Source organism: Streptomyces sp. NBC_00358 (assembly GCF_036099295.1).
Classification (GTDB): Bacteria; Actinomycetota; Actinomycetes; order Streptomycetales; family Streptomycetaceae; genus Streptomyces.
Genome location: NZ_CP107976.1, coordinates 4,565,578 through 4,592,244, shown reverse-complemented (window position 1 = coordinate 4,592,244; position 26,667 = coordinate 4,565,578). Strand labels below are relative to the sequence as shown.

Annotated in this window: 22 protein-coding genes; 18 read left to right on the top strand and 4 right to left on the bottom strand. The window is 71.0% G+C overall.

Going from position 1 to position 26,667, the window contains the following annotated elements:
• Positions 1–110: 110 nt before the first annotated feature.
• From dnaK to OHT01_RS19300, 7 genes are all read left to right on the top strand, one after another.
• The gene (gene dnaK, locus OHT01_RS19330) at positions 111–1,955 is read left to right on the top strand and encodes a molecular chaperone DnaK (RefSeq protein WP_328554389.1); all 1,845 of its coding nucleotides are present in this window, start codon (positions 111–113) and stop codon (positions 1,953–1,955) included.
• Positions 1,952–2,611: a nucleotide exchange factor GrpE gene (gene grpE, locus OHT01_RS19325; RefSeq protein WP_328554388.1), complete on the top strand. Its 660-nt coding sequence runs from the start codon at positions 1,952–1,954 to the stop codon at positions 2,609–2,611. The genes dnaK and grpE overlap by 4 nt, the downstream gene beginning before the upstream one ends.
• A gap of 33 nt (positions 2,612–2,644) precedes the next feature.
• On the top strand, positions 2,645–3,832 hold the full coding sequence (gene dnaJ, locus OHT01_RS19320) for a molecular chaperone DnaJ (protein WP_261706695.1): 1,188 nt from the start codon (positions 2,645–2,647) through the stop codon (positions 3,830–3,832).
• A 7-nt stretch (positions 3,833–3,839) separates the two neighbouring features.
• Entirely contained in the window at positions 3,840–4,292 is a 453-nt protein-coding gene (locus OHT01_RS19315) for a heat shock protein transcriptional repressor HspR (RefSeq protein ID WP_328554387.1), read from the top strand.
• Positions 4,293–5,046: 754 nt separating this feature from the next.
• Positions 5,047–6,174 (top strand): substrate-binding domain-containing protein, encoded by a 1,128-nt coding sequence (locus OHT01_RS19310; RefSeq protein WP_328554386.1) that lies wholly within the window; start codon positions 5,047–5,049, stop codon positions 6,172–6,174.
• Positions 6,175–6,373: 199 nt separating this feature from the next.
• A complete protein-coding gene (locus OHT01_RS19305; protein WP_328554385.1) occupies positions 6,374–7,048 on the top strand; it encodes a M15 family metallopeptidase in 675 nt (224 codons plus the stop codon).
• A 353-nt stretch (positions 7,049–7,401) separates the two neighbouring features.
• Entirely contained in the window at positions 7,402–8,484 is a 1,083-nt protein-coding gene (locus tag OHT01_RS19300; RefSeq protein WP_328554384.1) for a helix-turn-helix transcriptional regulator, read from the top strand.
• A 68-nt stretch (positions 8,485–8,552) separates the two neighbouring features.
• Here the strand turns inward: OHT01_RS19300 and OHT01_RS19295 are convergent, their stop codons facing one another.
• Positions 8,553–9,545, bottom strand: a complete 993-nt coding sequence (locus tag OHT01_RS19295; protein ID WP_328554383.1) for a helix-turn-helix transcriptional regulator — start codon at positions 9,543–9,545, stop codon at positions 8,553–8,555.
• Between the two features lie 182 nt (positions 9,546–9,727).
• Between OHT01_RS19295 and OHT01_RS19290 the strand changes: the two genes are divergently transcribed.
• Both OHT01_RS19290 and OHT01_RS19285 read left to right on the top strand, forming a co-directional pair.
• A complete protein-coding gene (locus OHT01_RS19290; RefSeq protein WP_328554382.1) occupies positions 9,728–9,949 on the top strand; it encodes a hypothetical protein in 222 nt (73 codons plus the stop codon).
• A complete protein-coding gene (locus tag OHT01_RS19285; protein ID WP_328554381.1) occupies positions 9,946–10,281 on the top strand; it encodes a hypothetical protein in 336 nt (111 codons plus the stop codon). Before OHT01_RS19290 ends, OHT01_RS19285 begins: the two co-directional genes overlap by 4 nt.
• A gap of 161 nt (positions 10,282–10,442) precedes the next feature.
• Here the strand turns inward: OHT01_RS19285 and OHT01_RS19280 are convergent, their stop codons facing one another.
• Positions 10,443–10,856: a pyridoxamine 5'-phosphate oxidase family protein gene (locus tag OHT01_RS19280; RefSeq protein WP_328554380.1), complete on the bottom strand. Its 414-nt coding sequence runs from the start codon at positions 10,854–10,856 to the stop codon at positions 10,443–10,445.
• A gap of 131 nt (positions 10,857–10,987) precedes the next feature.
• On the opposite strand from OHT01_RS19280, the gene clpB reads away from it, so the two are divergent.
• Together clpB and OHT01_RS19270 are read left to right on the top strand one after the other, a co-directional pair.
• Complete coding sequence (gene clpB / locus OHT01_RS19275) at positions 10,988–13,600, top strand: ATP-dependent chaperone ClpB (protein WP_328558174.1); 2,613 nt, start codon at positions 10,988–10,990, stop codon at positions 13,598–13,600.
• Between the two features lie 301 nt (positions 13,601–13,901).
• The gene (locus OHT01_RS19270; RefSeq protein ID WP_328554379.1) at positions 13,902–14,444 is read left to right on the top strand and encodes a YbjN domain-containing protein; all 543 of its coding nucleotides are present in this window, start codon (positions 13,902–13,904) and stop codon (positions 14,442–14,444) included.
• Between the two features lie 54 nt (positions 14,445–14,498).
• Here OHT01_RS19270 and OHT01_RS19265 read toward each other — a convergent pair whose 3' ends face one another.
• On the bottom strand, positions 14,499–15,698 hold the full coding sequence (locus OHT01_RS19265) for a glycosyltransferase family 39 protein (protein ID WP_328554378.1): 1,200 nt from the start codon (positions 15,696–15,698) through the stop codon (positions 14,499–14,501).
• Positions 15,699–15,988: 290 nt separating this feature from the next.
• Between OHT01_RS19265 and OHT01_RS19260 the strand changes: the two genes are divergently transcribed.
• On the top strand, positions 15,989–17,986 hold the full coding sequence (locus OHT01_RS19260) for a hypothetical protein (RefSeq protein WP_328554377.1): 1,998 nt from the start codon (positions 15,989–15,991) through the stop codon (positions 17,984–17,986).
• A 32-nt stretch (positions 17,987–18,018) separates the two neighbouring features.
• Here OHT01_RS19260 and OHT01_RS19255 read toward each other — a convergent pair whose 3' ends face one another.
• A complete protein-coding gene (locus OHT01_RS19255) occupies positions 18,019–19,236 on the bottom strand; it encodes a pyridoxal phosphate-dependent aminotransferase (RefSeq protein ID WP_328554376.1) in 1,218 nt (405 codons plus the stop codon).
• A gap of 829 nt (positions 19,237–20,065) precedes the next feature.
• Here OHT01_RS19255 and OHT01_RS19250 point away from each other — a divergent pair.
• The 6 genes from OHT01_RS19250 to fbaA all read left to right on the top strand — a co-directional run bounded on the left by OHT01_RS19250 (position 20,066) and on the right by fbaA (position 26,596).
• Positions 20,066–20,623, top strand: a complete 558-nt coding sequence (locus tag OHT01_RS19250) for a DUF2617 family protein (protein ID WP_328554375.1) — start codon at positions 20,066–20,068, stop codon at positions 20,621–20,623.
• Positions 20,624–20,754: 131 nt separating this feature from the next.
• Positions 20,755–22,440, top strand: a complete 1,686-nt coding sequence (locus OHT01_RS19245; RefSeq protein ID WP_328554374.1) for a polyamine aminopropyltransferase — start codon at positions 20,755–20,757, stop codon at positions 22,438–22,440.
• A 67-nt stretch (positions 22,441–22,507) separates the two neighbouring features.
• Entirely contained in the window at positions 22,508–23,989 is a 1,482-nt protein-coding gene (locus tag OHT01_RS19240; protein ID WP_328554373.1) for a carbon monoxide dehydrogenase, read from the top strand.
• 45 nt (positions 23,990–24,034) lie between these two features.
• Entirely contained in the window at positions 24,035–24,829 is a 795-nt protein-coding gene (locus tag OHT01_RS19235; RefSeq protein ID WP_328554372.1) for an aldose epimerase family protein, read from the top strand.
• A gap of 10 nt (positions 24,830–24,839) precedes the next feature.
• Positions 24,840–25,388, top strand: a complete 549-nt coding sequence (gene pyrE, locus OHT01_RS19230; RefSeq protein WP_328554371.1) for an orotate phosphoribosyltransferase — start codon at positions 24,840–24,842, stop codon at positions 25,386–25,388.
• A gap of 185 nt (positions 25,389–25,573) precedes the next feature.
• Positions 25,574–26,596 carry a class II fructose-bisphosphate aldolase gene (gene fbaA / locus OHT01_RS19225; protein WP_328554370.1) on the top strand — a complete coding sequence of 341 codons (1,023 nt, stop codon included), beginning with the start codon at positions 25,574–25,576 and terminating at the stop codon, positions 26,594–26,596.
• Positions 26,597–26,667: the final 71 nt, after the last annotated feature.

The window sequence follows — 26,667 nt, the reverse complement described above, 5'->3', positions numbered from 1 at the left end:
GTAAGGAGCGGATAAGAGTTGAGCCCCTACGACTCATGTCTGTTGACCGGGAGGCGGGTGTCGTGCACACTTGAGTCCGTTCCACTCAAGTCATTGTTGGAGGAATTGAAATGGCACGTGCGGTCGGCATCGACCTGGGCACGACGAACTCGGTCGTCAGCGTTCTGGAGGGCGGCGAGCCCACCGTCATCACCAACGCCGAGGGCGCCAGGACCACGCCGTCCGTCGTCGCCTTCGCGAAGAACGGTGAGGTGCTCGTCGGCGAGGTCGCCAAGCGCCAGGCGGTCACGAACGTGGACCGGACCATCCGTTCGGTGAAGCGTCACATGGGCACGGACTGGAAGATCGAGCTCGACGGCAAGAGCTTCAACCCGCAGCAGATGAGCGCCTTCATCCTGCAGAAGCTGAAGCGCGACGCCGAGGCGTACCTGGGCGAGAAGGTGGCCGACGCGGTCATCACGGTCCCGGCGTACTTCAACGACTCCGAGCGTCAGGCGACGAAGGAAGCCGGTGAGATCGCCGGTCTCAACGTCCTTCGTATCGTCAACGAGCCCACCGCGGCCGCGCTCGCGTACGGCCTCGACAAGGACGACCAGACGATCCTCGTCTTCGACCTCGGTGGCGGCACCTTCGACGTGTCCCTCCTGGAGATCGGTGACGGCGTCGTCGAGGTGAAGGCCACCAACGGCGACAACCACCTCGGTGGTGACGACTGGGACCAGCGCGTCGTCGACTACCTGGTGCAGCAGTTCCGCTCCGGTCACGGTGTGGACCTCGCCAAGGACAAGATGGCGCTCCAGCGTCTCCGTGAGGCCGCCGAGAAGGCCAAGATCGAGCTGTCCTCGTCCACCGAGACCTCGATCAACCTGCCCTACATCACGGCGTCCGCCGAGGGCCCGCTGCACCTGGACGAGAAGCTCACGCGCGCCCAGTTCCAGCAGCTGACGGCCGACCTTCTGGAGCGCTGCAAGACGCCGTTCCACAACGTCATCAAGGACGCCGGCATCCAGCTCTCCGAGATCGACCACGTCGTTCTCGTCGGCGGCTCCACCCGTATGCCCGCCGTCGCCGAGCTCGTCAAGGAGCTGACCGGTGGCAACGAGGCCAACAAGGGTGTGAACCCGGACGAGGTCGTCGCCATCGGCGCGGCCCTCCAGGCCGGTGTGCTCAAGGGTGAGGTCAAGGACGTCCTGCTCCTCGACGTGACCCCGCTGTCCCTCGGTATCGAGACCAAGGGAGGGATCATGACCAAGCTCATCGAGCGCAACACCACGATCCCGACCAAGCGCTCCGAGATCTTCACGACGGCCGAGGACAACCAGCCGTCCGTGCAGATCCAGGTCTACCAGGGCGAGCGCGAGATCGCGGCGTACAACAAGAAGCTCGGGATGTTCGAGCTGACCGGTCTGCCGCCGGCCCCGCGCGGTGTCCCGCAGATCGAGGTCGCCTTCGACATCGACGCCAACGGCATCATGCACGTGACCGCGAAGGACCTCGGCACGGGCAAGGAGCAGAAGATGACCGTCACCGGCGGCTCCTCGCTGCCGCGGGACGAGGTCGACCGGATGCGCCAGGAGGCCGAGAAGTACGCGGACGAGGACCACGCCCGCCGCGAGGCCGCCGAGACCCGCAACCAGGGCGAGCAGCTCGTCTACCAGACGGAGAAGTTCCTCAAGGACAACGAGGACAAGGTCCCCGGCGAGATCAAGACCGAGGTCGAGGCGTCCGTCGAGGAGCTGAAGGCCGCGCTCAAGGGCGAGGAGACCGCCGAGATCCGCACCGCCACCGAGAAGGTCGCCGCGGTCTCGCAGAAGCTCGGCCAGGCCATGTACGCCGACGCCCAGGCCGCGCAGGCCGCGGGCGGCGACGCCCAGGGCGCCGAGTCTCCGAAGGCCGACGACGATGTCGTCGACGCCGAGATCGTCGACGAGGACCGCCGGGACGGTGCCGCGTGACGGAGGAGACCCCGGGCTACGAAGAGCAGCCCGACGTCCCTTCCGGCGCCACCTCTGACGACGCCGAGCCGCAGTCCGCCACCCCCTCTGCGGAGGGGGCGGCGGCCCCGGACGGGGACGCAGCAGCACAGTTGGTCGGCCTGACGGCCCAGCTGGACCAGGCCCGCATGGCGCTCACCGAGCGCACCGCGGATCTCCAGCGGCTCCAGGCCGAGTTCCAGAACTACCGCCGCCGGGTCGAGCGCGACCGGATCGCGGTCCGGGAGGTCGCCGTCGCGAGCCTCCTGACCGAGCTCCTGCCCGTACTCGACGACATCGGCCGCGCGCGGGATCACGGCGAGCTCGTCGGCGGATTCAAGTCCGTCGCCGAATCGCTGGAGACCGTCGCGGCGAAGATGGGGCTCCAGCAGTTCGGCAAGGAGGGCGAGCCCTTCGACCCGACGATCCACGAGGCCCTGATGCACTCGTACGCGCCGGACGTCACGGAGACGACGTGCGTGGCGATTCTGCAGCCGGGGTATCGCTTCGGCGAGCGCACCATCCGCCCCGCGCGGGTGGCTGTCGCCGAGCCGCAGCCCGGGGCGCAGACGGTCAAGGCCGAGGAATCGGCCGAGACGGTCGAGGACAAGGAGAGCGGTGGCCCGGACGAGGGCTGAGCTTGAACGGACGAGGGAGGAGGGACGTCGGGGATGAGCACCAAGGACTTCATCGAGAAGGACTTCTACAAGGTCCTCGGCGTCCCCAAGGACGCCACCGAGGCCGAGATCAAGAAGGCGTACCGGAAACTCGCCCGCGAGTTCCACCCGGACGCCAACAAGGGCAACGCCAAGGCCGAGGAGCGCTTCAAGGAGATCTCCGAGGCGAACGACGTGCTCGGCGACCCGAAGAAGCGCAAGGAGTACGACGAGGCACGCGCTCTCTTCGGCAACGGTGGTTTCCGGCCGGGTCCCGGCGCGGGCGGCGGCAACTTCAACTTCGACCTGGGTGACCTCTTCGGAGGCGGTGCCCAGGGCCAGGGAGCGGGAGGAGCCGGCGGCTTCGGCGGTGGCATCGGGGATGTCTTCGGAGGTCTGTTCAACCGCGGCGGCGCCACCACGGGCACCCGTACGCAGCCCCGGCGCGGCCAGGACATCGACACCGAGGTCACCCTCTCCTTCACGGAGGCGGTGGACGGTGCGACCGTTCCGCTGCGCATGACCTCGCAGGCGCCCTGCAAGGCCTGTTCGGGCACCGGCGACGCGAACGGCACACCGCGTGTGTGCCCGACGTGCGTCGGCACCGGCCAGGTCGCCCGCGGCTCGGGCGGTGGCTTCTCGCTCACTGACCCCTGCCCGGACTGCAAGGGCCGCGGACTGATCTCGGAGAACCCCTGCGAGATCTGCAAGGGCAGCGGACGTGCCAAGTCGTCCCGGACCATGCAGGTCCGGATCCCGGCGGGTGTCAGCGACAACCAGCGGATCCGGCTGCGCGGCAAGGGAGCGCCCGGCGAACGGGGCGGCCCGTCCGGCGACCTGTACGTCACGGTCCATGTGGACGCCCACCCGGTCTTCGGCCGCAAGGAGGACAACCTCACCGTCACCGTGCCCGTCACCTTCGCGGAGGCGGCACTCGGCGGCGAGGTCAAGGTGCCGACGCTGGGCGGCCCCCCGGTGACGCTGAAGCTGCCGCCGGGCACCCCCAACGGACGCACCATGCGTGCCCGGGGCAGGGGCGCGGTTCGTAAGGACGGCACGCGGGGCGACCTCCTGGTCACCGTCGAAGTGACGGTTCCCCAGGATCTGTCCGGCAAGGCTCGTGACGCTCTGGAGGCGTATCGCGAGGCGACCGCGGGTGAGGACCCGCGGGCGGAGCTGTTCCAGGCCGCGAAGGGAGCATGACGGAGCCATGGACACGACCGGTCGTCGACGCAACCCGTACGAACTGACGGAGGAGACTCCGGTCTACGTCATCTCGGTGGCGGCCCAGCTCTCCGGACTGCACCCGCAGACCCTGCGTCAGTACGACCGGCTCGGTCTGGTCTCTCCCGACCGTACGGCGGGCCGGGGCCGCCGCTACTCGGCCCGCGACATCGAGCTGCTGCGCACCGTCCAGCAGCTTTCGCAGGACGAGGGCATCAACCTGGCCGGCATCAAGCGCATCATCGAACTGGAGAACCAGGTGGCCGCGCTCCAGTCCCGTGTCGCGGAGATGGAGTCGGCCCTCGACGGCGCCGCGGCCGCCATGCGGCAGCGTGAGGCCGCCGTGCACGCCTCCTACCGGCGGGACCTGGTCCCGTACCAGGAGGTCCAGCAGACCAGCGCGCTGGTCGTGTGGCGTCCCAAGCGGGCGCCCGAGTAGGACGCGGACTCCACAGGGGCCCGGAGGTCATCGACCTCCGGGCCCCTGCGCGTGCCCGGACGCGCTCACCTCACTTCGCCTCCCCCTCCCCCGTGGCCGAAGCACCCGTTGTCCCGAGTGGTCGCGAGTGGTCGTAAGTGGACACGGGTGGCTTGAACTCGTCGGTGGCGGGAGAGGTGGACTGCTTTGTTGGTGAAAGTCAGGTTTGCCTGGACCGTCCGTTTGATGAAAGCAATGTGCGGAATGTGATGTCCAAGCGGAATGGCGACGTTGACCGTTTTGGAATGAGTGACCGGGATGTTCTTTCGGGTGCGCCCGGGAATGCGGCGGTCGGATCGAAATGCCGCTTATGGCTGAGCGGTGTGCGGTTCGTCACGGCGGAGGCCGCCGGGCCCGGCGCGGTGGATCCTCCGCCCCGGGGCCGGGCGCGGGGGCCGTGGGGCGGGCGCGCGTCGTGCCGGTGGCTCTGTCCAGGCGTTCCTCCGGTCCGCCCGATCGTCAACGGTGGTTAAAAACCGTTGGCGATCACGACCCCCGGGAGCGGGAGTTGGCCGCGGGAGTGAATGACGGAAGGTGAAGCTGAGGGGATTGCTCGAAGGTTGGGCGTAGTCTTTTCCCGTCGTGTTCACTTGTGGAACACGAAACGCCGTTGCCATCTCGTTAAGTGGTTACTCCTTGACGCTGAGGTGATCGCCGCGTTGGCTTTCAGCCACCTGGGTCGCAATGCTGCAACCTCGCCCGGAAGGCACCTGATGTGAACACTCGTAACACCGGCCTCCGCCGTACCGTCATAGCCGTGGCGTCGTCCGCCGCCGTCTCCGTCTCCGTCGCGGGCTGCGGCCTGGTCGGACTCGGTGGGAGCGGCACCTCGGCAAGCCCCACGAAGGGCGACGACATCAAGGTGGGCCTGCTCCTTCCCGAGAAGGAGAACTCCCGTTACGACAAGTTCGACTACCCGATCATCCGGGAGCAGGTCAAGAAGCTCACCGAGGGCAAGGGCCAGGTCGTCTACGAGAACGCCGAGGCCGACGCCGCCAAGCAGCTCCGCCAGCTCCAGCAGATGGTGGACGACAAGGTCGACGTGATCCTGGTGGACTCGGTGGACTCGGTGTCCATCGCGAAGGGCGTGAGCAAGGCGAAGGAGGCCGGTATCCCGGTCATCGCCTACGACCGTCTGGCGCAGGGTCCGATCGACGCCTACATCTCGTTCGACAACGAGCTGGTCGGCGAGACCCAGGCCAAGGCCCTGGTCGGCGCCCTGGGCTCCGGCTCCGCGTCGAAGAAGATCGTCATGATGAACGGGTCGCTGACCGACCCCAACGCCGCGCAGTTCAAGGCGGGCGCCAAGTCCGAGCTCGAGGACAAGGTGATCATCGCCGCCCAGTACAACACCAAGGACTGGAAGCCGGAGAACGCCAAGGCCAACATGGTGCAGGCCATCCATGACATCGGTCTGAGCAACATCGCCGGTGTCTACGCGGCCAACGACGGCATCGCGGGCGCGGTCATCGACGCCTTCAAGGCCGATGGCGTCACCAAGGTTCCGCCGGTCACCGGTCAGGACTCCGAGCTCGTCGCCGTGCAGCGGATCATCAAGGGCGACCAGTACATGAGCGTTTACAAGTCGTACCCGCAGGAGGCCAGCGCCGCCGCCGAGATGGCGGTCGCCCGGGTCCAGGGCCGCTCGATCGAGTTCGACGCGCTCACCCGCGACAAGGTCGACAGCCCCTCGAACAAGAACATCCCGGCCCAGCTCGTGCCCGTGGTGGCCCTCACCACGGACAACATCAGGAACACGGTCATCCAGGACAGCATCTACACCGCCAAGGAGATCTGCACGGCTCCCTACCGGTCGGCGTGCGCCTCGCTCGGCATCAAGTAGAGCCGTTCCCCCCATCGTCCCGGTGCCGGGACGATGGGGTTTCCCCGTGGGCCTCGGGCCGGCCGGCGGCACAGGAGGCCCCTGAGGGGAGCTGTGCGGCCGTTCGGCGGCACAGGACCCGTCGGCCCCGGCCTCCACGCGCACCCGGCGTCCGCGGCGCGCCCTGGGCCCGTACAGGCCGGTCGGGCATGATCGGCTCATGCCCAGGATCGTGCTGATGTCCGACCCGAAGATCGCCGCCATACCCGTCGTGGACTGCGGCGAGCCGCTCCTCGACGTACGGACGAGGGAGCCCTTCCCCGTCGACGCCCGCAGAAGCGACGCCACCGGGGCGTACGCGCATCTGCGCCAAGGGGTGCTGGACCGGCTCGTGGCGGCGGGGGACCTGCTGCCGGACGGCGTGCGGCTGCTGTTCGTCGAGGGTTACCGGCCGCCGTCGTTGCAGCGCCTCTACTTCGACCGGTACGCCGCCGGACTGCGCGCGGAACACCCCGGGTGGGACCCCGGACGCCTGCGCGACGCGACGAGCCGCTTCGTGTCCCCGCCGGAGATCGCCCCGCACAGCGCCGGTGCCGCCGTCGACCTCACCCTCGTCGACGCCGACGGCCGGGAACTGGACATGGGCACGCGCGTGAACGCGGACCCCGAGGAGAGCGGCGGCGCCTGCTACACCGACGCGGACGGCCTCGCCGCGACGGCGCGCGCCCATCGCCGGCTCCTGGCCGGCGCGCTGACCGCCGCCGGCCTCGTCAACTACCCGACCGAGTGGTGGCACTGGTCGTACGGCGACCGCTACTGGGCCCTCGTCACGGGCGCCGCTCACGCGATCTACGGGCCGAGTGAACTTCCGGTCACGGCCGCCGGCCCGTCGTAGCTTCCGCTTCCGCCTGCGTATCGCGGCCGCCGCCTTCGCCGTGCCGTGCGTGACAGTCGTAACTCCCCAAAAATCAGGGGTAGTTGCGTCTTCCGGTCGAGGTCGTGACGCCGGCCGGGGTGTCCGTGCGGGCGGTTCGCGATGTGCCGGACGTCCGGGTGGCACCCCCGTTCAGCTTGTTGCAACCAGGGCGGCGCAGGTCGATATTTATGAGGATGAGAAGGGGTGAACGGACGCCCGTGGGCGGCACAGCCTTGTTGCGGTGCCGGACGCGTCCGCGCATAGTTGCGCTGCGGAGGACGCCCTGACGCGGGGCTCACGCCAGGGGTTGGAGCTGGAGCCAGGGGTGGGAGATGGCCGGGCACGGGACGGACAGGCATCCGCACGGCGCTGACCGACTGTGCGACGCGGGCGACCGGGTGTACTCCCGGGCCGTGCGGCGTGGCCGGGTTCCCCGGGAGGACGCCGAGTCGGTGCCCTGTCTGCTGGAACTGGCGCTGCTGCACCCCGATCCGGACGACATGGGCTGGCTGGTGCCGACCTCGCCCCAGGAGGTCATGACGCGGCTCCTGCGGGGCGTGTACGAGGAAGTCAGCGCGAGTCAGGCGCGGATGGGCGACGCGGTGTCCGCCTTCGAGTGGTACGCGGGCCTCGGCGGCCGGGTGCGCGCGCCGGCCGAAGGAGTGGCGATCCGGGTCCTCGACGGGCTGCCGCGCATTCACGCCGCCATGGACAAGGCGACCGAGGAGTGCACCCGGGAGGTCCTGACGGTGCAGCCGGGCGGAATCCGGCGCGAGGACGAACTCGTCGAGGGCCTGCACCGGGCGCTGGAGATGCGCCGGCGCGGGGTGCGCATGCGCGATCTGTACACCCATGTGGCCCGGCACGGCCAAGGCCTGCTGAACTACATGGAGTTGATGGGCGACGCGGCGGAGGCCCGCACGCTCGACGAGGTCGTCGAACGGCTCATCCTCTTCGACCGCACGGTCGCCTTCATCCCCGCGAACTCGGACCGCACGATCGCCCTGGAGCTTCGCCACCCGGCGCTCGTGGACTACCTGGTGACGGTCTTCGAGCGGCTGTGGCGGCTGGGAATCCCGTTGACCTCACCCATGCCCTCGACGGGCATCGAGGGGATCACCCACCGGGAGCGGTCCATCGCGGCGCTGCTGGCCGAGGGGCACCAGGACGCGGTCGTCGCGGAACGGCTGGGCATCAGTGTGCGGACGTGCCGGGCGCACATCGCCCGGCTGTCGGAGACGCTGGGCGCGGCGAGCCGGACGCAGTTGGGCGTGCGGATCGCCCAGGCGGGACTGGACGGGCCCCAGCGTTCCCCCGGACCGGAGGCGGTCACGGTCGCGGAGACGGTCACGGTCGCGGAGGCCGTGTCGGGAGCCCCCGTCGTCCCTGACCGGAGTTCCCCGACCGGCCGTTGAGGACGGCGGGCCGTGTCCGGCCTGCGCCGCCGGGGCGAAGGCGGCCGGAGCTCTGGAGCCGGCCCGGGTCACTCCCCTCCCTCGGGCTGGTCCAGGAGTCCCGACTGGGCTATCAGGAAGCCGAGTTGGGCCCGGCTTCCGCTGCCGAGGGCGGAGGCCAGCTTGGCGATGTGCGCGCGGCAGGTGCGGACGTTCATGCCCAGGCGGCGGGCGATGGCCTCGTCCACGTGCCCCTCGATGAGCAGTTTGGCGATGGAGCGCTGGACGCCGGTGATGCCGTTGGGGCCGACGTCGTTCGGGACGTCCTCGGTGAGCGGGACCGCGCGCTGCCAGAGCTGCTCGAAGACCTTGCTCAGGTACAGCACGAGGCCGGGGTGGCGGAGTTCGAGGGCGACCCGCCGGTCGTCGCTGGCCGGTATGAAGGCGACGGTCCGGTCGAAGATGATCAGCCGCTCGATGAGTTCCTCGAGCGTGCGGACCTGGATCCGGCCGCCGGATATGCGCTCCACATAGGCGAGCGTGCCCTGGCTGTGCCGCGCGGTGTGCTGGTACAGCGTGCGGATGCGCACCCCGCGGTCGGTGAGCGGTCTGTCGCGTTCCAGTGCCTGCATGAGGGCGTCGGCGGGCCGGCCGCCGCCCGGCTGGATCGTCAGCATCTCCGTCTGGCACTCGGCGGTGGCCGAATTGAGTGCCGCGTTGATCCGGTCGAACCCCTCCAGGACGGTGATCGCGTGGATGCTCGCAGCGCTCTGGGTGGTGATCGCGATGAACGGATCGAAGGAATCGGTCAGTTCGATCGCCAGCCGTCGGCGTTCCTGGATCTCCCGTTCCAGGGGCTGCAGGCGTTGGGCGAGCGCGACGGACGGCGGAACCGGGCGCAGCCACTTCTCGTCGTCGGGGTCGGGATGAAGCAGTGCGAACTCCAAGAGGCAAGGGGCTGTTTCCACTTCGACCCGAGTGATGCGGCCGGAGTGCAGCGCACTGGCGTAAAGGCGTGCTCCTTCGTCACACAACGTGGTGACAGCGTGGGGATGTGTCGGTTGTGAGTTCTTTGTGGTCAAATCTCCACCCCCCAGGGTCCTGAACGTGCAGGAACATGATGCATCGCTCCTGTGGCATTGACGTGCCTGAATGAGCCATCGTCTTGTGACGACGGGGGAGAAGATTCCATCAAGTGAGGACGAAGCCGACTATGCGAGCGAGATTGCTTGGTTCAGTGCTTGCCGCAGTCTTCTCTGTCGCTGTGGCGTCCGGCGCCCTGGGGGGCTCGGGTCTTGATGCCGGCGGTGCCCGCACGGGGGTCGCCCTGGACAGCGGTTGGACCAGCGTGAAGGCGAGCGCGGCGGACAGCGGCTGGACCGGTGCGGAGGCGACGCCCGCGGACAGCGGCTGGACCGATGTCGAGGCGGCGGCAGTCCCCGGGGACAGCGGCTGGACGATCATCTCCGCGGGCGCAGAAGCATGACCATTCCCCCCGACGACCGTTCCTTCCGCCGAGAAATGGCCACCGCCTACCGATCCGGCTGGCACTTCATCGACCTGGCCACCGCCATCCCCTACAGCGGTGACTCGCTGATGGTGACCGTGTTCGGCGAGCCCGTCGTCGTCACCCGCGACGACGACGAGGACGTACGGGCCTACCGGTGTCTGCGACGGCCTCGGGGGGCGCCGCAGCCGGTCCGGTGCGCCATCCGCTACGGAATGATCTTTGTGAACCTCGACCAGCGTGACCACCAGTTGGCCGGACCGGACGTCCCGGACGTCGAGACCATCGCAGCCACCCCCCGCAGTGCCTGACGCGATTCCCCCGTCGTAGTAGATCGCGCAGGTACTTCCCCCCGCAGCGGCGTCACCGTGACCTGAACACGGTGACGCCGCTGCAGTTTGTGCGCGGACCTCCGGGTCCGCCCGCCTCCCGGCCGGGGCCGGAACCGGCAGCGGGTCGCGCGTTCGCGGGCTCATCCGCGGCCCATCGCCGCCGTGAGGTCGATCTCGATCACCACGCGGGCCGGGTTCGGCGACGGCATGCGCTCGTAGCGCTCCGCGTAGCGCCGAACCGCCTCCGCGACCCGTGCCGGGTCCGTGGAGACCCGGGCCCGCCCCTCCAGGGTCGCCCAGCGCGGGCCGTCCACCTGGCAGACCGCCGCGCGCGCCCCGCCCGGCCCCGCCGCGAGCACGTGGCCGACCTTCGCGCTGGACTTGTTGGTGATGATCCGAGCGAGACCGGCCTCGGGGTCGTATGTAACCCCGACGGGCACCACGTGCGGGCTGCCGTCGGGCCGGAGGGTGGTCAGGGTGCACAGATGGCGCTCGCGCCAGAAGCTCAGGTAGGCGGCGTCGGGCTGCCGCGAGTCCACCGGATAGGAAGCCATGAGGCCCGAATCTACGCCTCACCGGTGTCCATTTCCCTCCCCTTGCAGCCTTGAGTGGAATAGACTCAACTTTGTGTACGTTGGCCGAGTCAGGAAACGGTCAGGAACATCAGGAGGAGGAGAACGCGAACGTGGACGCCGAGCTGACCAACAGGAGCCGGGACGCGATCAACGCGGCGAGCAGCCGCGCCGTGAAGGAGGGGCACCCGGACCTCACCCCCGCCCACCTGCTGCTCGCTCTGCTGGAGGGGCAGGACAACGAGAACATCATCGATCTGCTGGCGGCCGTGGACGCCGACCAGGCGTCCGTGCGGGCCGGCGCCGAGCGCGTGCTCGCGAGCCTGCCCAGCGTGACCGGATCCACCGTCGCGCCCCCGCAGCCCAACCGCGAGGTGCTCGCCGTCATCGCCGACGCCGCCGAGCGGGCCAAGGAGCTCGGCGACGAGTTCATCTCCACCGAGCACCTGCTCATCGGGATCGCCGCGAAGGGCGGTGCGATCGCCGACGTACTCTCCCAGCAGGGCGCCAGTGCGAAGAAGCTGCTGGACGCGTTCCAGAAGACCAGGGGAGGGCGCCGGGTGACGACCCCGGATCCCGAGGGCCAGTACAAGGCACTCGAAAAATTCGGTACGGACTTCACCGCCGCGGCGCGTGAGGGCAAGCTCGACCCCGTCATCGGCAGGGACCACGAGATCCGCCGGGTGGTGCAGGTCCTGTCCCGCCGCACGAAGAACAACCCCGTCCTCATCGGCGAGCCCGGCGTCGGCAAGACGGCCGTCGTCGAAGGGCTCGCGCAGCGGATCGTGAAGGGCGACGTGCCCGAGTCGCTCAAGAACAAGCGGCTCGTCTCGCTCGACCTCGGCGCCATGGTCGCCGGGGCGAAGTACCGGGGAGAGTTCGAGGAGCGCCTGAAGACCGTGCTCGCGGAGATCAAGGACTCCGACGGGCAGGTCATCACGTTCATCGACGAGCTGCACACCGTCGTGGGGGCCGGCGCGGGCGGCGATTCCGCCATGGACGCCGGCAACATGCTCAAGCCCATGCTCGCGCGCGGTGAGCTGCGCATGGTCGGCGCCACCACCCTCGACGAGTACCGCGAGCGGATCGAGAAGGACCCGGCGCTTGAGCGGCGCTTCCAGCAGGTGCTGGTCGCCGAACCCACCGTCGAGGACACCATCGCCATCCTGCGCGGGCTCAAGGGCCGCTACGAGGCCCACCACAAGGTCCAGATCGCCGACAGGGCGCTGGTGGCCGCCGCCTCCCTGTCCGACCGCTACATCACCTCGCGCTTCCTGCCCGACAAGGCCATCGACCTCGTCGACGAGGCGGCCTCACGGCTGCGCATGGAGATCGACTCCTCCCCGGTCGAGATCGACGAGCTCCAGCGGGTCGTCGACCGGCTGAAGATGGAGGAGCTGGCGATCGGCAAGGAGACCGACGCCGCCAGCCGGGAGCGCCTGGACAAGCTGCGCCGCGACCTCGCCGACAAGGAGGAGGAGCTGCGCGGTCTCACCGCCCGCTGGGAGAAGGAGAAGCAGTCCCTGAACCGCGTCGGCGAGCTGAAGGAGAAGCTCGACGAGCTGCGCGGCCAGGCCGAACGCGCCCAGCGCGACGGTGACTTCGACACCGCCTCCAAGCTGTTGTACGGCGAGATCCCCACCCTGGAGAGGGACTTGGAGGAAGCGTCGCAGGCCGAGGAGGAGGCCGGCAAGGACACCATGGTCAAGGAGGAGGTCGGGCCGGACGACATCGCGGACGTCGTCGGCGCCTGGACCGGCATCCCGGCCGGCCGTCTCCTGGAGGGCGAGACGCAGAAACTCCTGCGCATGGAGGAGGAGTTGGGCCGTCGGCTGATCGGCCAGACCGAGGCCGTGGGGGCGGTGTCCGACGCCGTGCGGCGCACCCGGGCCGGTATCGCCGACCCGGACCGGCCCACCGGCTCGTTCCTCTTCCTCGGCCCGACGGGTGTCGGCAAGACCGAACTGGCCAAGGCCCTCGCGGACTTCCTCTTCGACGACGAGCGGGCGATGGTCCGCATCGACATGTCGGAGTACGGCGAGAAGCACAGCGTGGCGCGGCTGGTCGGCGCGCCGCCCGGGTACATCGGCTACGAGGAGGGCGGCCAGCTCACCGAGGCGGTGCGCCGCCGCCCGTACAGCGTGATCCTGCTCGACGAGGTGGAGAAGGCGCACCCCGAGGTCTTCGACATCCTGCTCCAGGTGCTGGACGACGGGCGCCTGACGGACGGTCAGGGGCGGACGGTCGACTTCCGCAACACCATCCTGATCCTCACCTCGAACCTGGGCAGCCAGTTCCTCGGCGGGCAGAGCCTCGCCGATCCGCTGTCCTCCGAGGAGGACAGGAAGCGACAGGTTCTGGACGTCGTCCGCGCCTCCTTCAAGCCGGAGTTCCTGAACCGGCTGGACGACCTCGTCGTCTTCTCCGCGCTCGACCGGGCGGAGCTGGAGCGCATCGCCCGGCTCCAGATCGACCGCCTGGCGAAGCGGCTGGCCGAGCGCCGGCTCACCCTGGAGGTCACCGACGCGGCACTGGCCTGGCTGGCCGAGGAGGGCAACGATCCGGCGTACGGAGCGCGCCCGCTGCGGCGCCTCGTCCAGACCGCCATCGGCGACCGGCTGGCCAAGGAGATCCTGGCGGGCGAGGTCAAGGACGGCGACACGGTCCGTGTGGACGCCTTCGGCGACGGCCTGATCGTGGGCCCGGCGACGGGCAAGACGCTCTAGCCGGTCGGGGGATACCCGAACCCCGTACCGGAACCCCCTACCCGAACCCCGTACCGGTATCTCTCCTACCGGAACCCGGCGGGCGAAGGACCCGTGGCGCACCCGCCGCGGGTTCTTCGTGTGTTCACGGGGCCGCTGTGCGGGCGACTCCCGGCGTGCCCGCGCGGACCCTCCCCGCCGGGCCCGGGACCCGTGGATGACCGGATCTTGTCAGCCACCGGCGGACAGGCCCCGTCAGGGGTTGCCGCTCCCCGCCCCGGATGGGGGAGGATGGCACCATCCGTACGAAGGGAAATACACGGTGAGCATCGACCCGTCCTCGATTCCGAACTTCGGGGGCCAGCCCGAGCCGCAGTCCGGCGGCCCCGCGGGCCCCGTGGTCCCGGATCAGGACCTCGTGAAGCAGCTCCTCGAACAGATGGAGCTGAAGTACGTCGTCGACGACGAGGGTGACCTCGCGGCGCCGTGGGAGGAGTTCCGCACCTACTTCATGTTCCGCGGCGAGGGTGACCAGCAGGTCTTCTCGGTGCGGACGTTCTACGACCGGCCGCACCAGCTCGACGAGAAGCACGCGCTTCTTGAGTCGATCGACGACTGGAACCGCCGCACCCTGTGGCCCAAGGTCTACAGCCACACCCACGACGACGGCACCGTCCGCCTGATCGGCGAGGCGCAGATGCTGATCGGCACCGGCGTCAGCCTGGAGCACTTCGTGTCCTCCACGGTGAGCTGGGTGCGCGCCGCCATCGAGTTCGACAAGTGGCTCGTCGAGCAGCTCGGCCTGGAGCAGGAGATCAACGAGGCGGAGAAGCCCGAGGACGACGGCGAAGCCGAAGACGAGTAGGCCCGTCCGCGCGGCGGCGCTCCGCACGGCGTGCACCGGCCCCTGGGACAGCTCCTAGAGCGGGGTGTGCGCGATCACGACCAGATACGCGCCGTAGGCGAACGAGAGCCCGGCCAGGGCACCGACCACCAGGGTCGCGTGCCAGGGGCGGGCTCTCGCCGTCCGCACCAGGGCGCGGGCCAGCGGCAGCAGCAGCGGGAACGCCGGCAGCAGGAAGCGCGGCTTCGACTCGAAGAACCCCGAGCCGCCCAGCGCGATCACCAGCAGGAGGCCGCTGTAGACCAGCAGCGGCATGGGCGCCCGGTCCGCGATCAGCAGCGCGCACAGCAGCACGGCCGCCGCGACGATCACCATCGTCATGGGAAACACGAACCGGTCCCCGCGCAGCAGCAGGTGCTTCACGAAATGGAGCGACCCTGCCCCGAAGTCGAAGCGCGAGCCCCACAGCCGCTGCACCTGGAAGTAGCCGCCGAGCCAGTCGCCCTCGCGGTGCCCCACCCACAGCACGTAGCCGCCCCAGCCGACCGGCGCGAGCGCGGCGCCCGTCCACAGCCTGTGGGAAACTTTTCCGCGGCTCCGCCACAGCTCGTGCGCCGCCGCCGCGAGGACCGCCGCGGCCACCGCGAAGCCGTTCGGCCTGGACAGCCCCGCGAGCGCGGCCAGCGAGCCCGCCCACAGCCAGCGCCGGTCGAGCACCGCGTACAGCGACCAGGCGGCGAACGCCGTCAGCACGGGCTCCGTGTACGCCATCGACAGCACCACCGAGTGCGGCAGCAGACCCCACAGCAGCACCAGCGCGGTACCGACCGCCCGGCCGTACAGGCGGGCCCCGATCGCGTACACCCCGCACACGGCGGCCGCCGTCGCGAGCCAGGAGACCAGCAGGCCCGCCGAGCCCCCGGTCAACGGGGTCAGCGTGGTGACGGCCCGTACGAGGGCCGGGTAGAGCGGGAAGAACGCGAGGTCGCTGTGCACGACCGTGGGATGGAAGTGGAGTGTCCGGCCGTAGCCGTGCGCGGCGATCCCCAGGTACCAGGCCGAGTCCCAGGACCGTGCGAGCAGGGCGACCGGGTGGTTGCCGGTGGCCCAGGCGGTTCCGGCCAGCACGAGGAGGCCGGCCAGGCGCACGGCGGCGAACAGCCCGAGCGCCGTGATCGCGGCGGACGGCAGACTGCGTACGGCGCGGGACGGACGGACGACACGGTCGCCGGGCTCCCTGAGAGCGGGGCGAGCGAGGGTACTCGGCTGGGTCACACCCGAACTGTGCGTTCCCTACGGGGTATTCGCGAGCTTTGGGCGTCCGTGCGGGTTTCGTTCCAAGGGTCCCGGCGCGCCGCCCGCACACGGGGTGGCACCGGTGTTAAACGGCCCCGCCGCGCGCGTTCCCCGCTTCCGGCGCCGGTTCGGTTCCCGCGCCGGTTCCCGCGCCGGTTCCGGCCTCGGCCTCCGGTTCTCCTGAGCTGCCGGCGCCGTGCGGTTCGGGCGCCGGAACATTGCCGTGCACCGGCAATGGCGAGCGGGTGGCCGTACCGCATAATCCTCGCGTGTCCGAGACCCCTGCCCCGATACCGGCCCCGAACCCCGTCCCGGGCCCTGCTCCGGTCCCCGCCCCGACGCCGGCCCCGATTCCGGCCTCCGGCCCGTCCCCCGCCCCGATTCCGGCCCGCTCCGTTCCCGCGGGCGCGCGCGTCTGGTCCGCCGAGGACGCAGCCCGGTGGTCGCGCGCCCGCAGCGCGCCCTGGGCGCGGCCCCTGTGGTCGATCGCGGCGCTGCTGATCACCGTGGTGTGGGCGATCGCGGCCTCGCCGGACCCGGCGTGCGGCGATGCCGCGCCCTGCGGCACGGACTGGGTGGGCATGGCGGAATGGGGTCTGGCCGCCGGACTCGTGTACTGGCTCGCCCGGCTGCCGGAGATGACGCTGATCGCCGCACCCGCCCTGGCGGCTGTCGTGGCGAGCGTGGAACTGTGGGGCGCGGAGCCGAACTCCCTGGCCGCGAACGTCTGCGTGCTCGTCGCCCTGGCGTTCGGATGGGCCGCCGCCCTCGAACGGATCGCCGCCCGCCGTCGGCAGCGCGCCCTGTCGGAGAGCGCCGCGGGCGTGCGGCACCCGCTGCCAGGGCCGCCGGGCCCGCTGCGGCGCGGAACCATCCCGATCGCGGCGGGGCTGCTGCTTCTCGGGGCGGCCGCCCTCTGCCTGGCTCAGGGATTCGCCGGCATCCGCGCCGACCGGCACCACACGGATCGTGCCGTGCGGATCGTGGCGACGGTGATCGGCCGGGACGACGAGTCGGTTCGGGTGCGCACCGACGACGCGCGGCGCCTCACGCTCGATTCGTTCTATCCGGAGGACTACCGCGTCGGCGGCGCCGTGACCGTGCTGGAGGACGGGGCGTGGCGGCGGCTGTCGGCCGAGCCGTACGACGCCGTCGGCTGGCAACTGGCGGCTCTGGCGGTCGGCCTGCCGGGTCTCTCCCTGCTCGCCACCGGCCTTCTCGCCCGCCGCCGGGCCGCCGCGCTGCGCCGTACGCCGGTTCCGGTCCTGCGCGTGCTGGAACGCATGGACGGTGCGGGGAGGACCTGGATCCACGCAGGCGACGACACGACAGGCCGTGCGCCTGTTCTCGTCGGCGGATTCGTCCCGGAGCGGTCCCACGCGGAGGAACACGAGCGTGGGGGCGAGCGCGGGCATCCGCGCAAACGGGAGCACGGGACGGCGCGCCATGCCGGGGAAGCGGACGGAGGGGAACCGTTCGCCGCCGGCACCGGGCCGCGCGAGGCCGTCATGTTCGGATCGGCGTACGAGGGAGCAGAGCTGGTCCTGGTGACGACGGGCCCGGACAACCGGCCCGTCGTCCTGCGGACGGCCGCTCACCTACGGCTGCCTCGTCCCGGCGAGCAGCCGGCACTCGCCACTGGAGGGAACTCGTACACCGCCTCCGCGGACCCGGACTCGGAGCCGCAGGGCCCGCCCGCGCCGGACCGCGTTCCCGCGACGCTGATCACGACGGGCCGCCCGCTGCGCTGGGGCCCCAGCGCCCTGGCGCGCGCCGGTGGTGCCGTCTCGGCCCTGTGCGTGATGGCGGTCGTCGCTTCCGTCACCCGCTCACTGGTGACGGATGGGATCGACTGGCACGCGGCCATCCTGTTCGGCCTCGTGGCATGGGGCCGGTCCGCCGCCGAGCTGCTCAACTGGCGTGTCACAGCGGACAGTTCGGGGCTGTGGCTGTCAGGGGGGTGGAGGGTGCGGCAGGTGCCCTGGGAATCGCTGCGGTCGGTCCGCTATACGAAGGAAGGGAGCGTGGAGATAGGAATGCGGGACGGCGGCGTCTGGTGCCTGCCGGGTCTGGGAGTGCCGAGGGCGGAACGCCTGCTCGGCCTTCACCCCTCCTACCTCCGCATGGTCGAGGAGGTCACCGCGCTCCGCGCGCACCCGGAACTGCGGCCCACCGAGCACGTCTCCCCGCGCGGCCGGGGCTTCCCTCCGGGCCCCGGCCTGCTCGTCCTCACCGTTCTCGTGGCCGGGGCCTGGACGCTGCACTGAAGGAGGACGGCGACCGGCCTGTTCGGCGCCGGTCAGTGAGCGAATGCCTTGCGGAGCCGTTCCGCCGCGTCCGCGAGGACCTCGACGCGTTTGCAGAAGGCGAACCGTACGAAAGGCGCGCCCTGTTCGCGGTGGTCGTAGAAGACGGCGTTCGGGATGGCCACGACCCCGGCGCGTTCGGGCAGGGCGCGGCAGAAGGCGAAGCCGTCGCTCTCGCCGAGGGGGCGGATGTCGGTGGTGATGAAGTACGTGCCCTGCGGCCGGAAGACCGCGAAGCCCGCCTCGGTGAGGCCCGCCGCCAGCAGGTCCCGCTTGCGCAGCATGTCCGCGCGGAAGGTCTCGAAGTACGCGTCCGGCAGCGCGAGCGCCTCGGCGACGGCGTACTGGAACGGCCCCGACGCCACGTAGGTCAGGAACTGCTTCGCCGACCGTACGGCGCCGACCAGGGCCGGCGGCGCGGTCACCCAGCCCACCTTCCAGCCGGTGAACGAGAACGTCTTGCCCGCGCTGCCGATGGTGACCGTCCGCTCGCGCATCCCCGGCAGGCCGGCCAGCGGTACGTGCTCGGCGTCGTCGAAGACGAGGTGTTCGTAGACCTCGTCCGTCACCACGAGCAGATCCCGCTCCACGGCGATCCGCGCGATCTCCGTCAGCTCCGCGCGGGTGAGGACGGTGCCGGTCGGGTTGTGCGGGGTGTTGAGCAGCAGCAGCCGGGTCCGCCCGGTGACCGCGTCGCGCAGTTCGTCGAGGTCGAGCCGGAAGCGCCGGTGGCCGCCCTCGCCATCTCCGCCTTCGTCGGGGCGCAGGGTCACGGGCACGCGGGTCCCACCCGCCATGGCGATGGAGGCCGCGTACGAGTCGTAGTACGGCTCCAGGGCGATCACCTCGTCGCCGGGCTCCAGGAGCGCGAGCAGGGCGGCGGCGATGGCCTCGGTGGCGCCCGCCGTCACCAGGACCTCGGTGTCGGGGTCGTACGACAGTCCGTAGTGGCGTTTGTGGTGCGCCGCGATCGCGGCGCGCAGCTCGGGGACGCCCGGACCCGGCGGGTACTGGTTGCCGCGTCCGTCCCGCAGCGCGCGGACGGCCGCCTCCCGGATCTCCTCGGGACCGTCCGTGTCCGGGAAGCCCTGTCCGAGGTTGATCGAGCCGGTGCTCATCGCGAGAGCGGACATCTCGGCGAAGATCGTCGTCCCGAACTCGGCGAGCCGGCGGTTCAGAAAGGGGCGCGCGCTGGAGGTCATGCCGGCCATCCTGCGCCCAAGCTCTGGAGTTCCTCAACTCTGCTTTGCGCCGTGGAGCGTGCGGGCATCCCCCAGTCACGCAGCACCGGAAACGGGAAGAACGGCCCACGGGGGGCCGCTTCGGGGGAACGGAAGGAGGGTGACGCCATGGTCATCGGCATCATCCTGGCGGTCGTTGTGCTCGTTGTCGTCATGAGGGCCGTCGTCGGGGCCAGGAAGGGATGGCGCCGCTCCAGGAACAGCGGTGGCGGTGCCGGAAGCTGGTGGGCCGGCGGGGCGGACGGCGCGTCTTCGTGCGGTTCGTCCGGCGGCTCGTCGGGCGGGCACCACGGGGGAGGCGGGGGTCACTCCTGCGGGGGGCACTCGTCGTGCGGAGGCTCGTCCTGCGGAGGCGGGTCCTCGTGCGGCGGGTCCTCGTGCGGCGGGGGCGGCTGCGGCGGAGGCAGCTGACACGGGGCAGCTGAGCTCCCTGCGGAAAACGCGTCCGGCGTACGGACGTGCCCGTCGGCCGACGAATGCCGACGGGCACGTCCGTACGCCGGGCGCACGCCATTGTTGAACAGTTGAGCTGTGAAGCCCTCGGGGGGATGGAAACCGCACGAAGTTGGGTAAAAACGCTGTGGCGGCACCACAGTTCATGATTCCCTCTAAACCACCAAAGCAGCCCTGGTACAGCACCAGACAGCCCTGGGCCGACAGGCCTCGGAAGTCCATCGGATGGTCCTATCGGACGCGTCCTTCGGATGCCCTTCCGGCCGGGCTGACCGGGCCGTTCCCCCGGTGTTGACCGGGTGCGCCGGAACCCCACCTCACCTTTGCGTGCTAGCGGAGCCGACCCATGCTCACGACCCTGAAAACCTCGTACACCGACACGCGCGCGGCCGATCTCGCCTGGACCCTGGGCCGCGAACCGCTGCCGGCCCTCGCCACCCTCGACCTCGAACTCGCCGGAGCGAAACTCCAGTTGAGACTGCTCGGCGCATCCCACCAGGTGCTTCTGGAGGAGGAGCGGGGCAGTTGCTCGGAGACCGTCGCGTGCATCGCCGGCAGCAGCACACCCCTGCCACTCGGCGTCGCGAAGCGGTTCGACGACTGGGAGTACGAGTTCGCGGCCCGCGTCGAGATCCTGTCGCCGGGTTCCTTCGCGGGCCGCGCCCAGGAGTTGCTGGCCCTGGTCGCCGACCATCCGCAGGGTCTCGCCGGCATCTTCCCCGGCAGCCCGCACGCCTTCACCGCGATGCTCGCCCAGTACCACGAGGGCCAGGTCCATTGGCGTACGTGGCATGCGTATCCGCAGGACGGCCAGTTGGTCGCGACGCGTACGCGGGTCGGCGTACGCACGAACGCCCTCAGTGCCTCCGGCGCCGGGGGGCGGACGAGCGGTGGGACCCGGTAGGCGCGGATGTGGGGTTCGCGCGCCGTGGGGCCGGGAAGATGCCCAGGTCAACTCCGTGCGCCAGGAAGAGCAACGGTTTCCACACGTGTGGGTGACGAGACGTAGTGGCGACGTGACGTAGCGTTCACGACGTGATCGAACCGCACGCGCCAGCTCCCCCCGGCGTGCCGCCGCCCTGGGGCGTCCAGGGCCAGGCGCGGCTGCCCGTCCGGCCGGGCGTCGGCAGGTTCCTCGTCCTGGCGGGGGTGTTCGTCTGCGCGGCGTGCGGACTCGTGTACGAACTCGAACTCGTCGCCCTCGCCTCGTACTTGATCGGCGACTCGGTCACCCAGGCCTCCGTGGTGCTCTCCGTCATGGTCTTCGCCATGGGGGTCGGCTCGCTGGCCGCGAAGCGGCTGCGCCCGCGCGCCGCGGCCGGTTTCGGCGCCGTCGAGGCGGCGCTCGCGCTGGTCGGCGGATGCAGCGCGATGGGCCTGTACGCGGTGTTCGCCTGGACCGGCGCGTGGGGCGGCCTGTGGGCGGACGGGCCCCGCTGCCTCCTGGTGGCCTTCTCGCTCGCCATCGGCCTGCTCATCGGCGCCGAAGTCCCCCTCCTCATGGAGCTGATACAGCGCATCCGCCGCCAGGATCCCGGCGGCGCGGTGGCGGACCTCTTCGCCGCGGACTACGTGGGCGCCCTCGTCGGAGGCCTCGCCTTCCCGTTCCTGCTGCTGCCCCTGCTGGGCCAGCTCACGGGAGCGCTGCTCACCGGAACGGTGAACGCGGTCGCCGGCGGGGCCCTCGTGCTCGGCCTGTTCCGGGGGGACCTGACCCGCCGCGCACGCTGGACCCTGGTCGTCGCCAACGTCGTCGTGCTCGGCCTCCTCGCCTCGGCCGCGATGCTGGTCGACGACTTCGAACGGGCCGCGCGGCACGCCCTGTACGGGACGGACGTACGCGTCGCGCTCCGCACCGGCGTCCAGGAGGTCGTCCTCACCGGCGGCACCCGCGGCCGTCCGCTCCGCCTCTTCCTCGACGGCCGTCTGCGGGTCAGCGGCCGTGACGAGCACCGCTACCACGAGGCCCTCGTGCACCCCGCGATGAACGGCCCGCACGCGCGCGTGCTCATCCTCGGCGGCGGTGACGGACTCGCCGCCCGCGAAGTGCTGCGCCACTCCGGGGTGCGCCGCGTCGACATCGTCGAACCCGACGCGGACGTCGTCCGGCTGGCACGCCACGACGCCGCGCTGTCCGCCCTCAACCGCCATGTGTACGACGACGCCCGGGTGCACGAGGTGACGGCGGACGTCTTCAGCCGTCTGCGCGAGGTCCGCTCGACGTACGACGTCGTCGTCTCGGACCTGCCCGATCCGGACCTCACCGCCAGCACCAAGCTGTACTCGCAGGAGTTCTACGGCCTCGCCCGCCGCGTGCTCGCCCCCGGCGGGCGCCTCGTGGTCCACGCCGGCCCGCTGGCCGACCGGCACCGGGCCTTCTGGACGGTCGACGCGACGATCCGCGCGGCCGGGCTGTTCACCAGGCCCTACCGTGTCGGCGGCCGGGACCCGGGCTTCGCGGCCGGACCCGACCGCGGGGCAGGCGGCACCGCCGGGTCCGGCGACGCACGGGGTTCGGGGGGTTCCGGGGGCGCCGCGGGCGACTGGGGTTTCATCCTGGCCTCGCGTACGCCCGCCCCCCTGCGGCTGGACATCTCCTGCCCGCGGCTGCGCACCCTCACCCAGGCGGCCCTCACGGCGGACGCGCGCGCCGCCTACCGCAGCCGCTTCCTCCGCCCCCTCCCGCCTTCCACGCTGGTGCATCCGCGGTACACCGACTGAGGTGGAGGCGCGGGAATCCCGGGATACGCGAGTGCGCTCCGGGTCGTGCTGGGTAGGCTCGGCTGACATGGAGCATGAGGTGTTCGTTCCGTTTCCGGCCGGGCGGCTGAGGGAGGCGCTGGCCGATCCCGTCCGGGTCGCCCGCGCGATCCCGGGTCTCCAGCAGGACGCGTCGGCCGTCTCCGACAGCGCACCGGACACGGACACGGGTTCGCCGCCCGTCTCCGGTACCGGTCTCGCCGTCCCCGGTACCGGGCCGTCCGCCTCCACCGCCGGGCGGGACGCCGCGAGGACGTCCTCCCCTGCGGGGGGCGAGCGGGAAGCGGGGGCCGCGCGGGTCGCCGGGCGGCTGAAGGTCCGCGTCGCCGGGCACACGATCACCTATCGCGGCGCGTTTCGCGTCACCGCCCAGGGTGACGACTCGTACGCCGTCGAGGGCGACGCCACGGAGGCGCGCGGCGGGGGCGCCGTGAAACTGGCGCTGACCCTGCGGCTCCTGCCCGCCGAAGGCGGTACCACCCTCGCGTTCGGCGGCACGGCCTCCGCTGACGGCCGCGTGGCCGAACTCCCGCACGACGCGGTGTCCTCGGCGGGCCGGCGCCTGCTGACCCGCTTCGCGGAATCCCTGGCCACAGACCTCGCGACACGAACGGACTCCACGTCCGGCCCCGAACCGGAAACTGGACCCGAGCCAGGACCCAAGGCTGAGCCCGGAGCCGCGTCCGTACCCGGCCCGGAAGCCGAAACCGACGCCGGACCCGCATCCGGCGCCGAAGCCGGAGCCCTGTCCGGGCCGGGACAGGAAGCTGGAGCCGACGCCGTAGCCGCGTCCGCGTCCGTGCCCGGCCCGGAAGCCGTATCCGGCACCGGTCCGGAAGCCGGAACAGACGCCGAAGCCGTATCCGGCACCGAACCGGAATCCGAACCTGACGGAGGATCCGAGGCGGGAGCCGCACCTGAGACCGGAGCCGGAGCCCTGTCCGGGCCCGGACAGGAAGCCAACTCCGCATCCGGTGCCGAACCGGAAGCCGGAGCCGAAGGCGAAGCCGGGACCAAGGCCGAAGGCGAAGCCGTGCCCGAAGCCGGGGCCGAGGTTGAAGCCGAGGTCGGGCCCGAAGCCGGGGCCGAAGGTGGAGCCGGGCCCGAAGCCGGGGCCGCAACCGAAGCCGGGGCCGAGGTTGAAGCCGAGGTCGGGCCCGAAGCCGAGGTCGGGGACGGGGGCGAGGTGGGGCCGCTCTTTGAGGGGGGCGTGCCGTCTTCGGGCGGGTCCTCGTCCGCCGGCGAGGAGTTCGACGAGGAGGACTTCGTGGCGGAGGTCGGGGGGCCGGGGCGTTCGGACGCGATGGCCGAGGCGGCCCACGCGCGCCGGACGATGATCGGACGCAGCGCGGAGGAGGTCGACCACGCGCCGCCGCGCGGCCGCTACGCCCCCGTGCCGCCCCCGGAGGCCACCGCCGCCCGCGCCACCCTGCGCTGGGCGGCCCCCGCGGCGGCCCTGGCGCTGGCCTCGGCGATCGTGGTGTCCCGGGCGCTGCGCAGACGCCGTTGAGGGCGGCGGACCACACGGCACGCCTGCCCCAGTAGGGTCGACCCCGTGAGTAACGAAGACATCACGCTGACCGCGGGTGACGCGGAGGTGACCGTGGCGCCGGGGAACGGCGGACGGGTCGGGAGTCTGCGGGTCGGCGGAGTCGAACTGCTGCGCCAGGGAGCGAAGTTCGGGTGCTTCCCGATGGTCCCGTGGTGCGGGCGGATCCGCGACGGCCGGTTCCTCGACGGTGCCGCCGTACGGCAGATGCCGCTCAACTCCCCGCCGCACGCCATCCACGGCACCGCCCGCGACGGTGCCTGGAAGACCGCGCGCGTCACCGCGGACGATGCCGTGATCACGTACGACCTGGTGGACCCCTGGCCGCACCCGGCCCGCGTCACCCAGGCCTTCGCCCTCACCGAGGACGCTCTGACGATCACCATGTCCGTGGAGACGTACGGGGACTCGTTCCCGGCCCAGATCGGCTGGCACCCCTGGTTCAACAGGAACCTGGGGGACGGCGGCGAGGACGTCCGCGTCGACTTCCGGCCGGCCTGGCAGGAGGAGCGGGGCGAGGACCACCTGCCCACCGGGAACCGCGTCGACCCGAAGCCGGGCCCCTGGGACGACTGCTTCGGCATGCCGGGCGGCGTCGACGTCACGCTCACCTGGCCGGGGCGGCTGGAGCTGAAGGTCGGCAGCCGCGAGGAGTGGGCCGTCGTCTACGACGAGCAGGAGGCGGCCGTGTGCGTGGAGCCGCAGACCGGTCCGCCGAACGGGCTCAACACCCACCCCCGCCTGGTCACACCGATCGAACCCCTCGAAGCCGCCACCACCTGGAGCTGGCGGCGCCTCTAAGCTGGCGTCCATGAGTGACGTACGCGGAGCGCTGCTGCAGCAGATCAAGGACAAGGCCGTGGTGCACGGCAAGGTGACCCTCTCCTCGGGTCTTGAGGCCGACTACTACGTGGACCTGCGCCGCATCACACTGGACGGCGAGGCCGCCCCGCTCGTCGGCCAGGTCCTTCTCGACCTCACGGCCGACCTGGACTTCGACGCGGTCGGCGGACTGACGATGGGCGCCGACCCGGTCGCCGGGGCCATGCTGCACGCCGCCGCCGCGAGCGGGCGCAGGCTCGACGCCTTCGTCGTCCGCAAGGCCGCCAAGGCGCACGGTCTGCAGCGCCGTGTCGAGGGTCCCGAGATCAAGGGCCGGCGCGTCCTCGTCGTCGAGGACACCTCGACCACGGGCGGCTCCCCGCTCGAAGCCGTCCAGGCCGTCCGGGAGGCCGGGGCCGAGGTCGTCGGGGTCGCCACGATCGTCGACCGTGCGACCGGCGCCGCCGAGAAGATCGAGGCCGGAGCGGGTGTTCCGTACCTCTTCGCCTACTCCAAGGGCGAGTTGGGGCTCGACTGACGAAGCTCCCGCGGGACCCCGCCGACGGCCGGGTCCCGCATGTCGGATGGGGGTCTGGAGCATCCGGCGATGTCTGGAAAGATGGGGCCGACGATGACGTCGCCCCCCTAGGTCAGGGCCATAAGCACCAGTCCCGTCGTACCGCAGCAGCAGTACGCAGACCCGCACATACAAGGAGCGGACAGATGCCCATCGCAACCCCCGAGGTCTACAACGAGATGCTCGACCGGGCGAAGGCAGGCAAGTTCGCCTACCCGGCCATCAACGTGACCTCGTCCCAGACCCTGCACGCTGCGCTGCGCGGCTTCGCGGAGGCCGAGAGCGACGGCATCATCCAGATCTCCACCGGTGGTGCGGAGTTCCTCGGCGGTCAGCACAAGAAGGACATGGTGACGGGCGCCGTCGCGCTCGCCGAGTTCGCGCACATCGTCGCCGCGAAGTACGACATCACGGTCGCGCTGCACACGGACCACTGTCCCAAGGACAAGCTGGACGGCTACGTACGTCCGCTGATCGACGTCTCCGCCGCGCGCGTCGCCAAGGGCGAGAACCCGCTGTTCCAGTCCCACATGTGGGACGGTTCCGCCGAGACGCTGGCCGACAACCTGGCCATCGGCCAGGAGCTGCTCGCCAAGGCCGTCGCCGCGAAGATCATCCTTGAGGTCGAGATCACCCCGACCGGTGGCGAGGAGGACGGCGTCAGCCACGAGATCAACGACGAGCTGTACACGACCGTCGACGACGCCCTGCGCACCGCGGAGGCCCTCGGCCTCGGCGACAAGGGCCGCTACCTGCTCGCCGCCTCGTTCGGCAACGTGCACGGTGTGTACAAGCCGGGCAACGTCGTCCTGCGCCCCGAGCTCCTCAAGGACCTCCAGGAGGGTGTGGGCGCCAAGTACGGCAAGGCGAGCCCGTTCGACTTCGTCTTCCACGGCGGCTCCGGCTCCACCGCCGAGGAGATCGCCACCGCGCTGGAGAACGGCGTCGTGAAGATGAACCTCGACACCGACACCCAGTACGCCTTCACGCGCCCGGTCGTGGACCACATGTTCCGCAACTACGACGCTGTCCTGAAGGTCGACGGCGAGGTCGGCACCAAGTCGAAGTACGACCCGCGCACCTGGGGCAAGCTCGCCGAGGCCGGCATGGCCGCGCGGGTGACCGAGGCCTGCGCCGCCCTGCGTTCCACGGGCACCCGCCTCAAGTAGTCGACCGGGGGCCGTCCGGTGGTCGTACGACCACCCGGTGGCCGTCCCCCGGGAAGGGCCCGGCACCTGCC

Coding starts and splice junctions, on each gene's coding strand:
- dnaK (WP_328554389.1), top strand. CDS start 111: ATGGCACGTGCGGTCGGCATCGACCTGGGCACGACGAACTCGGTCGTC.
- dnaJ (WP_261706695.1), top strand. CDS start 2,645: ATGAGCACCAAGGACTTCATCGAGAAGGACTTCTACAAGGTCCTCGGC.
- OHT01_RS19315 (WP_328554387.1), top strand. CDS start 3,840: ATGGACACGACCGGTCGTCGACGCAACCCGTACGAACTGACGGAGGAG.
- OHT01_RS19305 (WP_328554385.1), top strand. CDS start 6,374: ATGCCCAGGATCGTGCTGATGTCCGACCCGAAGATCGCCGCCATACCC.
- OHT01_RS19300 (WP_328554384.1), top strand. CDS start 7,402: ATGGCCGGGCACGGGACGGACAGGCATCCGCACGGCGCTGACCGACTG.
- pyrE (WP_328554371.1), top strand. CDS start 24,840: ATGAGTGACGTACGCGGAGCGCTGCTGCAGCAGATCAAGGACAAGGCC.
- OHT01_RS19280 (WP_328554380.1), bottom strand. CDS start 10,856: ATGGCTTCCTATCCGGTGGACTCGCGGCAGCCCGACGCCGCCTACCTG.
- OHT01_RS19240 (WP_328554373.1), top strand. CDS start 22,508: ATGGAGCATGAGGTGTTCGTTCCGTTTCCGGCCGGGCGGCTGAGGGAG.
- OHT01_RS19250 (WP_328554375.1), top strand. CDS start 20,066: ATGCTCACGACCCTGAAAACCTCGTACACCGACACGCGCGCGGCCGAT.
- fbaA (WP_328554370.1), top strand. CDS start 25,574: ATGCCCATCGCAACCCCCGAGGTCTACAACGAGATGCTCGACCGGGCG.
- OHT01_RS19285 (WP_328554381.1), top strand. CDS start 9,946: ATGACCATTCCCCCCGACGACCGTTCCTTCCGCCGAGAAATGGCCACC.
- OHT01_RS19255 (WP_328554376.1), bottom strand. CDS start 19,236: ATGGCCGGCATGACCTCCAGCGCGCGCCCCTTTCTGAACCGCCGGCTC.